Origin of the sequence: Streptomyces silvisoli, from assembly GCF_029269905.1 — a bacterium.
Taxonomy (GTDB): Bacteria; Actinomycetota; Actinomycetes; order Streptomycetales; family Streptomycetaceae; genus Streptantibioticus_A; species Streptantibioticus_A silvisoli_A.
In genome coordinates this window covers 1-11,001 of the sequence record NZ_JARJBC010000003.1, presented here as the reverse complement: position 1 = coordinate 11,001, position 11,001 = coordinate 1, and the positions used below count along the sequence as shown (strand labels likewise).

Annotated in this window: 9 protein-coding genes; 3 read left to right on the top strand and 6 right to left on the bottom strand. The window is 70.2% G+C overall.

The window, feature by feature from the left end; genetic code table 11:
* The first annotated feature begins 11 nt into the window (after positions 1-11).
* Both P3G67_RS05560 and P3G67_RS05555 read left to right on the top strand, forming a co-directional pair.
* Positions 12-149 carry an Hsp20 family protein gene (locus tag P3G67_RS05560; protein WP_276092461.1) on the top strand — a complete coding sequence of 46 codons (138 nt, stop codon included), beginning with the start codon at positions 12-14 and terminating at the stop codon, positions 147-149.
* Positions 150-169: 20 nt separating this feature from the next.
* On the top strand, positions 170-2,863 hold the full coding sequence (locus tag P3G67_RS05555; RefSeq protein WP_276092460.1) for a bifunctional acetate--CoA ligase family protein/GNAT family N-acetyltransferase: 2,694 nt from the start codon (positions 170-172) through the stop codon (positions 2,861-2,863).
* Between the two features lie 3 nt (positions 2,864-2,866).
* Here the strand turns inward: P3G67_RS05555 and P3G67_RS05550 are convergent, their stop codons facing one another.
* Genes P3G67_RS05550 through P3G67_RS05525 form a run of 6 tightly spaced genes read right to left on the bottom strand, consistent with a single transcriptional unit; the run spans position 2,867 to position 10,183 of the window.
* Entirely contained in the window at positions 2,867-5,566 is a 2,700-nt protein-coding gene (locus tag P3G67_RS05550; RefSeq protein WP_276092459.1) for a cation-translocating P-type ATPase, read from the bottom strand.
* Between the two features lie 38 nt (positions 5,567-5,604).
* On the bottom strand, positions 5,605-6,966 hold the full coding sequence (locus P3G67_RS05545) for a Ni/Fe hydrogenase subunit alpha (RefSeq protein ID WP_276092458.1): 1,362 nt from the start codon (positions 6,964-6,966) through the stop codon (positions 5,605-5,607).
* Positions 6,963-7,751 (bottom strand): NADH-quinone oxidoreductase subunit B family protein, encoded by a 789-nt coding sequence (locus P3G67_RS05540; RefSeq protein ID WP_276092457.1) that lies wholly within the window; start codon positions 7,749-7,751, stop codon positions 6,963-6,965. The genes P3G67_RS05545 and P3G67_RS05540 overlap by 4 nt, the downstream gene beginning before the upstream one ends.
* 1 nt (position 7,752) lies before the next feature.
* The gene (locus P3G67_RS05535; RefSeq protein ID WP_276092456.1) at positions 7,753-8,559 is read right to left on the bottom strand and encodes an FAD/NAD(P)-binding protein; all 807 of its coding nucleotides are present in this window, start codon (positions 8,557-8,559) and stop codon (positions 7,753-7,755) included.
* A gap of 23 nt (positions 8,560-8,582) precedes the next feature.
* Positions 8,583-9,041, bottom strand: coding sequence for a Crp/Fnr family transcriptional regulator (locus P3G67_RS05530; RefSeq protein ID WP_276092455.1), 459 nt, complete (start codon positions 9,039-9,041; stop codon positions 8,583-8,585).
* Positions 9,038-10,183, bottom strand: a complete 1,146-nt coding sequence (locus tag P3G67_RS05525; protein ID WP_276092454.1) for a 4Fe-4S dicluster domain-containing protein — start codon at positions 10,181-10,183, stop codon at positions 9,038-9,040. The genes P3G67_RS05530 and P3G67_RS05525 overlap by 4 nt, the downstream gene beginning before the upstream one ends.
* Before the next feature lie 220 nt (positions 10,184-10,403).
* On the opposite strand from P3G67_RS05525, the gene P3G67_RS05520 reads away from it, so the two are divergent.
* A partial coding sequence (locus tag P3G67_RS05520; RefSeq protein ID WP_276092453.1) for a CBS domain-containing protein occupies positions 10,404-11,001 on the top strand: 598 nt, incomplete at its 3' end.

Below are 11,001 nucleotides of genomic sequence, written 5' to 3'. Positions count from 1 at the left end.
GGTTCGCGGAGGTGAACCGCGATGACGCTGCCCATACGGCAATCGAGGCCACCTTGAGCGAAGGGTTGCTGATGGTGACCATTCCCAAGGCTCAGGCCGCCAAGCCACGGCACATCGAGATCTCCCAACCTGGTAAGGCGGAAACCTGACACGAATCGAGCGCACCAACATGACGGCTTCGGCACTCGCCGCAGACGGCGTACATGCGCTGCTTGCCGATGGCACGACTGTACGGATCCGACCGGTACGCACCGGCGACCGTGACGGCGTGCGGGCGCTGTACGAGTGCATGTCCGACGAGAACCTTCGGTTCCGGTTCTTCGACGTGAGCCGCCGCCCGGCGGAGCAGGCGGCCGAGCGCGTCGCTCACTGTGACAAACCCGGTTATCAGGGGCTGCTCGCTGTCGTCGACGACGCGGTGGTGGGCATCGCGGAGTACGAGGCGGACGATCCGCGCGCCGGTTCGACGAGCGCCGAGATCTCCGTGGCGGTCGCGGACGCCTGGCACCACCGGGGTGTGGGCACACTGCTGCTGGAACACCTGGTGCACGCCGCCCGCGAGGCCGGGATCACGACGTTCACCGCTGACGCGCTCGCCCACAACGCCGCGGTGCTGAAGGTCTTCGCGGACCTTGGGCTGCGCGTGTCCCGGCACTTCGAGGGGCCCGAAGTGCGGTGCAGCATACGGCTGGACGAGGACGAGACGTATCTGTCGGCCCTCGACCTTCGTGCGGCGAGCGCGGACCGCGCGAGCCTGTCACCGCTGCTGAGACCACGTTCCGTGGTCGTCGTCGGGGCGGGCACCAAAACCACCTCGGTCGGCCGGGCGGTGCTGCGCAACATCCGCCACGGACGGTTCAACGGGCGCGTCTGCGCGGTGAATCCGCATGCGCACGCCATCGCTCGCACGCCCGCCTACCCGTCCGTGAGCGACCTGCCACACCCACCCGACCTGGCGGTGATCGCGGTGCCCGCGGGTGCCGTGGCGGACGTCGCCGAGCAGTGCGGCCGTAGGGGCGTCCGCGCGCTGGTGGTGTTGGCCTCGGGGTTCGACGCCGAGGGAGCGTCGGCACTGCTGAAGGTCTGCCGCCGCTACGGCATGCGGCTGGTGGGGCCGAACTGCCTTGGCCTGGCCAACACAGAAGAAGCAGTGGCGTTGGACGCGACATTCGCCGCTCACCCACCACTGCCGGGCAGTGCCGGGGTCGGCGTGCAGTCGGGCGGGGTCGGCATGGCGCTGCTCGACGGGCTGTCGCGGCTCGGCATCGGAGTCTCCTCCTTCGTCTCGCTCGGCGACAAGCTGGACGTCTCCAGCAACGACCTGCTGTGCTGGTGGGAGGGCGACCGCCACACCGAACTGGCCCTGCTGCACCTGGAGTCCTTCGGCAATCCGCGCGCCTTCTCCCGTACGGCACGCCGGGTGGCCCGGCGCATGCCGGTGCTCACCGTGGACGCCGGGCGTTCCGCCGCTGGCCGCCGGGCCGCCGCCGCGCACACGGCCGCGGCGGCCACGCCCACCATGACGCGGGGTGCGCTGTTCTCACAGGCAGGGATCACCGCTACCCGCACCATCGCCGAACTCCTGGACACCGCGGCCCTGTTGCACTCCCAACCGCTGCCCACCGGTGGCTCGGTGGCCGTGGTGACCAACGCGGCCGGTGCGGGAGTGCTCGCCGCAGATGCCTGCGTCGAGGCCGGGTTGACGCTCCCCGAACTCCCCGCCAATTTGGCCGCCGGCCTCCTGGCCGATCTGCCCGAAGGAGCCTGCGCCGGGAACCCGGTCGACGCCACGGCGGTTGTGGGTGCCTCCGCACTGCGGTCCTGTGTGGACCGGCTCACCACCCACGGCCGTGTCGACGCGGTGATGGTCGTGCTGGTGCCCACGGCGCTGGTCAGAGCGACTGGTGATGATCCCCGCCTGGCCCTGAACGGGCGCCGCTCCCGGCCGGTGGCAGCGGTTCTGCTCGACCAGGCGGAAACCGTCCGCCTGCTGCGTGCCGAGGGCGGCGGGGCGGTGCCCGCTTACGCCGACGCCACATCCGCGGCCCGAGCGCTCGCACACGCGGTGACCCGTGCCGCGTGGCTTGCCGAGCCACCGGGGACGATTCCGGAACTGCCTGGCATCGATTGCGAGGGTGCGACGTCGCTGGTGGACGCCTACCTCGCGCAGCGCCCGGAGGGCGGCTGGCTGCATCCGCGCCAGTGCGCTGAACTCCTTTCGTACTACTGCATTCGGCAGTCGCCCTGGAGTTGGGCGGAGAGCGAGGAGGAGGCGGTCAGGGCCGCCGCGCTTCTGGCCGGTCGCGACGGACTTGTGGCGCTCAAGGCCCACTGGCCAGGCCTGATGCACAAGAGCGACCAGGGTGCGATCGCTCTCGACCTGGCAGGCGAGGTCGCTGTACGCCGAGCCCATGCCAGCCTCGTGGCGCGCTTCGGGGACGTGATGACCGGTGTGGTGGTGCAGCCGATGGCACCGCGGGGTGTGGAACTGGTGGCAGGGATCGTGCAGGACGCGGTGTTCGGCCCGCTGGTGCTGTTCGGTCTCGGCGGTACGGTCACCGATGTGCTCGCTGACCATGCGGCCAGGCTCGCGCCGCTGACGGACCGTGACGTCCACGCGCTGATCCGTATGCCACGCTGTGCGCCGTTGCTGTTCGGTCAACGGGGGGGCGGGCCGGTCGACTTGGAGGGGCTGGAGCAGCTCTTGTCGCGACTGTCGCGGATGGCGTGCGATCTGCCCGAACTCGCCGAGGCCGACCTCAACCCCGTGGTCGCCCGTCCCGACGGCGTCCTGACGCTCGACGCCCGCGTCCGGTTGCTGCCCCGCCGCGCGCAGGACCCGTATCTGCGTCGGCTGCGCTGAGCCTCAGCCGTGCCGCGCGGTGCGCCGACGGACCAGATAGCGACGCGCCTCGTCGGCGCCCCAGACCACGAACGGGTAGGGCACCAGCAAGAGCAGGTCGCCCACCGGGAGGGCGGCGGTGCCCAGCAGGCTCTGGAACGGTGGGGCGTAGACGAACACGGCCGCCAGGAACAGTTCGGCCGCGATGCCCCACAGCAGGTAGCGGTTGGACAACACGCCGACCGAGCGGAGCGAGGCGCGCTGGGTGCGGACGGCGAACGCCGTACCGATCTGACCGGCGATCATGCCCAGGAACGTCATTGTCGTCGCCTGCCGATAGGCGTGGTGCAGGGGTGTGCCTTCGCCGACGGGAGCTCCCGGGTGCCAGCCGGCCGAGGACAGTACGTAGAAGTACCCGGCCATCTGCAGTGCGCTGACCATGACCCCCAGGAAGAGCCAGGCGCGCACCAGCATCGGACCGCGGATCACCCCTTCGGAGCGGGGGCGTGGCGGGCGGTGCATGAGGCCGGGTTCGGCGGGATCCCGGCTCAGGGCGAGGGCGGGCGCGGTCTCGCTGCCCACATCGAAGGCGAGCAGCTGAAGGATCGTCAACGGCAGGGGAACGAGTCCGCCGCCGAGCGCGAAGACCAGGAACGGTGTGACCTCGGGTGTCGCGTGGGCGAAGATGTAGATGATGAACTTGCGGACGTTGTCATAGATCCGCCGCCCGGCCCGCACCGCTACGACGATCGAGGCGAAGTTGTCATCGGTGAGCACCATGGTGGACGCCTCCCGGGCGACGTCGGTGCCGGTGCGTCCCATCGCGACGCCGATGTCCGCGCGGCGCAGCGCCGGGGCGTCGTTGACTCCGTCGCCGGTCATCGCCACCACGTGTCCTTGGCCGCGCAGGGCGTCGGCGATGCGCAGCTTCGTCTCGGGAGACGCGCGGGCGAAGATGATGTCCGGTTCGCTGGACAGTAGTCGGGCCAGTTCCGGCTCGGTCAGGCGGTCGAGTTGTTCGCCGCTGACGGTGGTGGGACTGTCACCGCTGATGCCCACCCGGCGGGCGATCGCGGCGGCGGTGAGCGGGTGGTCGCCGGTGATGACGATGACGCGGATACCCGCCGTGCGGCAGCGCGCCACGGCCTCGGCCACCTCGGGACGCGGGGGATCGAGCATGGCGATCAGTCCGACGAAGCACAGTTCGTGCTCGGCGTCCGCACGCCGGTGCGGCGGCCTGATTCCAGCGGGCAGCGGGCGCTCGGCCAGGGCGAGGACTCGTAGGCCGTTGGTGGCGAAAGCGTTCACCTGCGCGGTGATCAGGTCGTGGTGGGCGGCGTCCAGCGGCACTGGGCGCCCCTGGGGGCCAAGAAGCGTCGTGCAGTGCGGAAGCAGTGCCTCCGGCGCTCCTTTCGTGTGGACCACGAGTCGATCGCCGTCCCGGTCGATGGTGGACATCAGCTTCAGTTCGGGATCGAAATGGAACTGCCAACGTCTCTTGCCCTCTCGATGGGCCGCGTCCGTCTCGGCTCCCAGCGCACGGGCCGCGAGAAGGACGGCCACTTCGGTCGGATCGCCACTCGGCTCCTCACCGGGTGTCAACCGCGCGTTGTTGCAGGCCGACGCGATGCGGGCCAGGGTGGGCAGGAGTTCACCCGCCGCAGTGGTGCCCGAGTCGGCTTCCAGGTCGTGAACGCCGGACGCGGTCCACACTGCGATCGGCCGCATCCGGTTCTCGGTGAGCGTGCCCGTCTTGTCCGTACAGATGACATCGGTCGACCCGAGCGTCTCCACAGCGCTCAGCCGCTTCACCAGCGCGCCCCGGGAGGCGAGCGCCCGGACGGCCACCGCCAGCGCCAAGGTGATCACCGGCAGCAGGCCCTCGGGCACCATTCCGGCGAGCAGACCAGCCGCGAAGACCAGCGAGTTGATCAAGGACAGATGCACACCGAAGGTGGCCACGGGGATGAACGCCAGCGCCAGCGCCACCGAGACTGCGGCGATCAGCCAGGCCACCCGCCGGACCTGGCGTTCCAGCGGACTCGGCTCCTGCTTGACCCGCTCCGACAGCGCCGCGATCCGTCCGAGTTCGGTGCTCATCCCCGTGGCGAAGACGACACCACGCGCTTCGCCGCCGGTGCAGTTCGTGCCACTGAAGACCAGGTCGTGCGCCCTGAGAACCGGGACGTCCACGTCCAGGATGGAAGCCGAACGCAACGTGGGAACCGACTCCCCGGTCAACGTCGACATGTCGGCTTCGATGGCACCAGCGAGCAGGCGGATGTCCGCCGCGATGCGATCCCCCTCCTCGATGATCGCGATGTCACCCGGTACCAGTTCGGCCGCGTCGACCTCCCGTGGCTCACCGTCTCGCAGGACTTTGGCCCGTTGCGGGATGTACTCGGCGAGTGCCTCCACCGCGCGCTCGGCGTGGACTTCCTGGATGAACGCGAAGGCCGCGTTGAGCACGATGATCAGCACGACCGCCGCCGCGACGACCAGCGAACCGACGATGACCAGCAGCGCGGCGGCCAGCCACAGCAGCAGTGCCAAGGGGTGGGTGAACTGGCGCGCCAACTCGACCGGCCAACGCACCCCGCGGCGTCGCCGCAACGCGTTGGGCCCATACTGCGACAACCGTCGCTGGGCCTCGATGCTCGACAGCCCGGCGGACGAACTGCTCAGGTCCCGCAGCAGGAGGTCAGCCGCCTCTTCGGGGTTCACCCCAGGGGGCCGTACCCACGTCTCGTGCTGACTCCTCATCAAGCCCCCCGGCGAACCCTGAGGTCGAGGAAGTGGGCCGAGCAGGAGATGCACGGGTCGTGGTTGCGGATGACCCGTTCGCACAGGGCGGTCAGCTCGGCGTCGGTGGGCTCACCGGTGCGCAACAGGTGCCGTACCGTGCGGCGCAGGTCCTCCTCGATCGCGCCCTGGTTCTGGGCGGTGGGCGGGACGAGGTTGGCGTCGGTGACGGTGCCCCGCGCGTCCAGGGTGTAGCGGTGGTACAGCAGACCGCGTGGTGCTTCCGTCGCCCCGTGACCGGTGGCGGCTCGTGGCGGGACCGCCACGGCGGGGTGAGCCGGGGGCTCGTAGGTGTCGATGATGCGCAGTGCCTCGTCGATGGCGTACAGCACCTCGACGGCTCGGACGATGATGCTGCGGAACGGATTGCGGCACACCGTGCCCTGTTGGGGGTCACCGAGCCCGGCGTCCCTTGCGGCTTCCAGGGCGATGGGGGTGAGCCACCGGCCGCTGATGGCGTAGCGGGCCAGTGAGCCGGTCAGGTGGCGGCGTCCGTCCAGTACGGAATGGAGTGCGGTGGAGTAAGGCACCTGGCGTTCGACGACGTGGTCGCCGAAGTCGTGGACGTCGAAGGTCCGGGTCGGTAGTGCGCGGTCGGTGTCGGCCGGGAGCCCGGCCGCGCTCGGAGCGTCCATGGCGGTTGGGGTGCCGGACTCGATGGCGTAGGTGCCGGGTTCGGCCAGGGCGAGCAGTTCGTGATCGCACCCCGCGTCAGGGAAGTCGAACCCCGACACCCAGCGCACCAGCTCCACCGCGGCGTCCCGTTCCCGGCGCAACCGCTCGGCGAGCGGGCGGAGTTCGGTTTTGGCGGGGACGCGGTGGAAGCCGCCGACGCGGATGTTGATGGGGTGGATCGAGCGGCCGCCCAGCAACTCGATGATGGCGTTTCCGGCCTGTTTGAGCCGTAGGCCGCGTTCTACGGCGGCGCGCTGGACCCTGGCCAGTTCGATGACGCTGTCGCAGTCGAAGAAGTCGGGCGCGTGCAGCAGGTGGATGTGCAGGGTCTGGCTCTCGATCCACTCGCCGCAGTACAGCAGCCGCCGCAGTGCCGCCAACTGGCCGTCGACCACGGCCCCGCAGGCGTCCTCCACGGCGCGGCAGGCGCTGAGCTGGTAGGCCACCGGGCAGATCCCGCACACTCTGGAAGTGATGTCCGGGGGTTCGGTGTGGGCACGGCCGCGCAGGAACGCCTCGAAGAAGCGCGGCGGTTCGTAGATCCTCAGCCGGGCCTCGGTGACCTCACCGTCGTGCAGGCGTAGGTGCAGCGTGCCCTCTCCCTCGACGCGGGCCAGGGCGCCGAGCTTCAACTCCCTTGTCTTCACCGTTGGGTCTCCTCGCGCGAGGCGGCGTCGAACTCCGGGGAGGCGGTGTTGAACGTGCGCAAAACCCGTACTACGTCGAGGGTGTCCATCCCGTCACGGCGCAACAGCGGAATGAACGCGGGAAAGTTGGTGGAGTTGGACGGGCCGAAGCAGCCGTAGCAGCCCCGCCCGTACGCGGGGCACAGCGCGCCGCATCCGGCGTGTGTGACAGGACCGAGGCAGGGCGTGCCGTGCGCCACGATCACGCAGGGCGTGCCGCGCAGCTTGCACTCGAAGCAGACGCTGTGTTCCGGAACATCCGGCTTGCGCCCGGCGAGGAACGCGGTGATGACTTCCACCAACTGGCCCCGGTCGATGGGGCAGCCGCGCAGTTCCAGGTCCACGGGGACGTGCGCGCTGATCGGTGTGGAGGTGGCGAGCGTGGTGATGTACTCGGGTCGGGCGTAGACGGCGGTGCGGAACTCGGCGACATCGGCGTAGTTGCGCAGCGCCTGCACGCCTCCGGCGGTGGCGCAGGCGCCGATGGTCACCAGTCGTCGGGAGGCGGAGCGGATGTGCTGGATCCGCTCGGCGTCCTGCCGGGTGGTGACCGAGCCCTCGACCAGCGACAGGTCGTAGGGGCCTGGACCGGCGGCGCTGGACGCCTCGAGGAAGTAGGAGATCTCCGTCTCCTCGGCGATGCCGAGCAGTTCGTCCTCGCAGTCCAGCAGGGTGAGCTGACAGCCGTCGCAGGAGGCGAACTTCCACACGGCGAGCTTCGGCCGCCGACCGCCTTCGGCCGACATGTCACAACTCCCTTACGAAAAGAAGTGTTTGGGCGTGAGTCCAGGTGACGACGGGGCCGTCGCGGCAGAGCAGCAGCGGGCCGAGCTGGCAGTGGCCACAGTGGCCGGTCGCACAGTGCATGGTGCGTTCCAGGGAGACCCGGATCCGGTCCGGATCCACCGCGCGGTGGACCAACTCGCGGGCGGTGGCCCGGATCATCACTTCGGGTCCGCAGACGAAGGCCACCGAGTTGGCTGGATCGAAGGCCGCCCGGTCGAGCAGCGCGGTTACCACACCCACATCCCCGGTCCAGGTGGCGTCGGGCCGGTCGACGGTCACCAAGGTCCGTGCGGCGTCCCGCCATCGGCGCGACTCCTCGGTGTAGAGCAGATCGCCGGGCGTGCGCGCTCCGATCAGGACGTTCAGCCGTCCATAGCGCTGCGGCGCGGCGAGCGCGTCGTGTACCAGGGGACGCAGCGGCGCCAGACCGATGCCGCCGGCCACCACCAGCAGGTCCCGCCCGGACGCGGCGTCCAGGTCCCATGCGGTACCGAACGGGCCGCGCACCCCCACCCTGGTACCCGGCCGCAGCGACCGCAGCGCCGCGGAGGTCGCGCCGACGGAACGGACGGTGTGGGTGAGGCGGTGCCCGTCGATTCCACACACCGACAGCGGAATGTCACCGACCCCGAAGGCATAGACCATCGCGTACTGGCCCGGTGCGAAGGCCGGAAGCGGCGAACCCACGGGCTCCAGAGCGATCGTGGCGGTGTCCGCCGACTCCGCCGAGCACTCCACCACCCGGTACGGAACGGGCACCGTCGCCACGGACGCATGCGGAGCGAGAACCGTCATCGGGCCGGGCCGCTCTCGAAGGATCGTGGTCCGTACAGGTCGAGCAGCCGGGTGCGGGCGGATTTGAGCCGCCGCCCGATCACCTGGTCGCCGATGGCGCGGAACAGGGCCAGCCCGGCCGCCGGGTCCTCGTCCATCGCGGCGCGCACCTGCGGAGCGTCGAACTCGTAAGCCTCCACGGCGGTACGGGTCAGCGCGCCCAGGTGCCATTGGTACGGCTCGAACAGCCAGGACCAGCCGAGCAGTTCACCGTCACCGATCGTCTCGACCACGACCGCGCCCCGCCCCGGGATGTGCACGTCAAGCGCGATCAGCCCGGTGCGCACGAGCCAGAAGCGGTCGGCCGCACCGCCTTCCTCGAACAGACGGGTGTCGCCCGAGAAGGAGGCGTCGTGCGCGAAGCCGAGCAACCAGCCACGCAGGGTGGGCGGTAGGGAGCCGAGGAAGTCCGTCATCGCGGCTGCCCCGTTGCCGCCGCCCGCTCCGCGTTGAGTGCATGCGCTTCCTCGGTGATGTCGATGCCGGTCGGGCACCACACGATGCACCGGCCGCAGCCGACGCATCCGGAGCTGCCGAACTGGTCGTGCCAGGTGCCGATCTTGTGGGTGAGCCACTGCCGGTAGCGGCTGCGCGGCGAGCTACGGACCGAGCCGGCGCCTGCCAGATGCGTGAAGTCAATGTCGTAGCAGGACTCCCAGCGGCGCCACCGCTCGGCGTGGTCACCGGTGAGGTCGGTGATGTCCTCGGTGCTGGTACAGAAGCAGGTGGGGCACACCATCGTGCAGTTGCCGCAGGTGAGGCATCGTGCGGTGACGTCGTTCCAGCGCTCGGCGTTCAGTGTGTCGCGCATCAGCGTTTGCAGGTTGACCGGCGGCATCGTGCGGCCCATGTGGTCGGCCGCCTCGGCGACCCGCTCACGGGCCGCGGTTCGGGTGGCCGGGTCGGCGGGGCGTCGCGGCAGTTCGGCCAGTACGGACTCGCCCTCTTGGGTACCGGCGCGGATCAGGAAGCGGTGTCCGTTGTCGTCGAGCACCTCGGTCAGCGCCAGGTCGTAGCCGGGGCCCACGGCGGGGCCGGTCCCCATGGACACGCAGAAGCAGGTGGCGCCCGGTTCCGTGCACTCCACGGCGACCAGGAAGGCCCGCCTGCGGCGCCCCCGGTACCGGGCGTCGGCGTGCGGCCCGGCGGTCAGCACCCGGTCCTGCACCGCGATGGCGCGCAGGTCGCAAGGGCGCACCCCGAGGAAGGCGTAGGCGGGCGGCGGTGTCCGGTCCTCGTTGAACTCCAAATCGCCGTCGGCGGTGCGAGCGGCGGTCCACTGCCGCTCCCGTGGCGGGTGCAGGAAGGTCTTCCAGGACTGCGGGCCCGCGCTGTGCGCGAAGGCGGCGCCATCCGCTCGCTCCCGCAACCGGTAGTGACCCGCTTCCAGTTCGACGCCCCAGCCGTAGGGGAGTTCGTCGCCGCTGGAGAGCTCGGCCAGAACGATCGCTCCGTCGCGGACGGTCGGTCCGATGACCGTGCGACCACGCCTGGCCAGGGCGGTGATCAGCGTGTTCAGCCCCACCTTGTCGATCACCGCGGCGCCGTCGTCTGCCATCACCGACCTCCTGGTTGTCCCGTTCGGCCAGTATGTGTGGACTGCGGCCGCCGGGCGGGGGCCGACTTCCGGGGTGTGGTCCGAGTGGCCCTGTCGTTCCTTCGTACGGTCGTCAGTGCGGGCCGGGAGGCATCCCGGGACCTCCGGCCCATCCCGGTTCGGGCGGTGTGGGCGGACGCTGGCAGTAGGAAGTCGCGTCGTACGCGGAGAAGAGGCCGCCATGCCGCACAGCCCGCACATTGTCAGTGACGTGATGACACATACCGTCGTCGCTGTGGGTCGGGACGCGTCCTTCAAGGAGATCGTCCAGACCATGCAGCAGTGGAAGGTCAGCGCGCTGCCCGTCCTCGAAGGCGAGGGGCGCGTGATCGGTGTCGTCTCGGAGGCCGATCTGTTGCCCAAGGAGGAGTTCCGTGACAGCGACCCGGCCCGGATCGAGCAGTTGCAGCGCCTGGGGGATCTTGCGAAGGCGGGCGCGACGACCGCTGAGCAGTTGATGACGACCCCCGCGGTGACCGTCCACGCCGACGCCACGCTCGCGCAGGCGGCACGGGCCATGGCGCACGCGCACGTCAAACGCCTGCCGGTGATCGACGCCGAAGGCCATCTGGCGGGTGTGGTCAGCCGTGGTGACCTGCTGAAGGTCTTCATGCGCGGTGACGAGGACATCGAGGAGGAGATCCGTCGAGATATCGTCGGGCTGCTCTTCCCTGGCGGCTCGCCTCCGGTCGACGTCACCGTTGACCAGGGCGTCGCTACCCTGCGCGGCCAGGTGCCGGACGCCTCGCTCGTGCCCATCGCGGTCCGCCTGACGCGTG

Excerpts from the sequence above, each read along its gene's own strand:
- P3G67_RS05555 (WP_276092460.1), top strand. The coding sequence starts at position 170 with ATGACGGCTTCGGCACTCGCCGCAGACGGCGTACATGCGCTGCTTGCC.
- P3G67_RS05540 (WP_276092457.1), bottom strand. The coding sequence starts at position 7,751 with ATGTCGGCCGAAGGCGGTCGGCGGCCGAAGCTCGCCGTGTGGAAGTTC.
- P3G67_RS05530 (WP_276092455.1), bottom strand. The coding sequence starts at position 9,041 with ATGACGGACTTCCTCGGCTCCCTACCGCCCACCCTGCGTGGCTGGTTG.
- P3G67_RS05525 (WP_276092454.1), bottom strand. The coding sequence starts at position 10,183 with ATGGCAGACGACGGCGCCGCGGTGATCGACAAGGTGGGGCTGAACACG.